The sequence below is a fragment of the Flavobacterium tegetincola DSM 22377 genome (genome assembly GCF_000425485.1).
Lineage (GTDB): Bacteria > Bacteroidota > Bacteroidia > Flavobacteriales > Flavobacteriaceae > Flavobacterium > Flavobacterium tegetincola.
Map to the genome: position 1 here is coordinate 1 of NZ_KE384389.1, position 1,167 is coordinate 1,167.

Below are 1,167 nucleotides of genomic sequence, written 5' to 3' on the forward strand. Positions count from 1 at the left end.
ACCTACAATCAGAAAGTGTCAATGTTGCAAAACGGGCAACCTGCATACGATATTGGTTTTTGATACCAGAGGTCCACCGGCTTGGTATCTTGGCGTTAGCCAAAAGGCAAAGTCCCACCAAAATTAACTTGGAATGGGTAAGGGCACTGTGCTCAAAAGTGAAGGTAAACACTAAAAAATGATCCAGATTTTACTGCATAAAAAAAGAGGATCATCTAATCCTCTTGATATTCTTCAAAACGCTTTACGATAACTCCATAAGTGTTGACGGCATGTAATCGGTTCCGTTCAACACAGGTTTCATTGTTCGTTCTCCGAACGCAACGAAACCTTAGCTGTTATTTACAGTAATGCAAGTCAATCGTTTCAAGCGACTATCACTGATCCATCAAACAATGTTTTAATTATTCCTGGTACTTTTACGCTCAATTATGGACCTAATGTGATTCAAATAACAGTTATTCCTCAAAGTCCATTTATGGGAGGAAGTACGACCTTGAGAATACACGGACAAATTTCTGGAAAAGAAGGGATGATTGATTGTGAGTATCTGTTCCCGATTGACTTACCTTATTGTGAGTATATGGAATACAGAAGCTCTGGTGATACAAATAAAATGAGTTCAGAGATGCCTACTTTTAAATCTTGTACCCTATATCCTAATCCAGCCTCTGGTACGGTTCAGGTACAATATGATTTAGGTGTATCAAATGCCACGGTAGAATTATACGATTTAATGGGGCGTTTGTTAAGCCAAAAAGCATTGGCAGATGCACAAGGTACTGCGACGTTAAATATCAGTAATTATTCTGCTGGTGTTTATATCGTAGCAATCAGAAATGAAAATCAAATCTTGTATCAACAAAAATTAATTATTAAATAATTTAAGTAACTTACCCTTTCCTAGCATACTCTCCCGAAACTTCAGGAGGAATGAGGAATCTAACCCAAGAGGCAGGCGCTGCCTGCCTCTTTTTTAAATAACTACAACATGAAAAAAATATTACTTAGTACATTTTTACTAACTACAATCTTTACGAATGCCCAATGTTACGAATCCCTCACTTTTGGCGGTACTCATACAGTGGGTTTAAAAGCAGACGGAACACTATGGGGTTGGGGACGCAGTGATGCTGGTCAACTTGCAACCAACAGTTACACAGAGCC

2 protein-coding genes and 1 pseudogene are annotated in these 1,167 nt (G+C 38.6%); all 3 read left to right on the forward strand.

Going from position 1 to position 1,167, the window contains the following annotated elements; all coding sequences use genetic code 11:
• Nucleotides 1-127, forward strand: a pseudogene (locus tag H602_RS20380) (IS91 family transposase); the annotation flags it as partial.
• A 351-nt stretch (nt 128-478) separates the two neighbouring features.
• The gene (locus tag H602_RS0116890) at nt 479-883 is read left to right on the forward strand and encodes a T9SS type A sorting domain-containing protein (protein ID WP_157505148.1); all 405 of its coding nucleotides are present in this window, start codon (nt 479-481) and stop codon (nt 881-883) included.
• Between the two features lie 108 nt (nt 884-991).
• Nucleotides 992-1,167 (forward strand): hypothetical protein (locus tag H602_RS20565; RefSeq protein WP_211224101.1); only part of this gene is annotated, 176 nt, incomplete at its 3' end.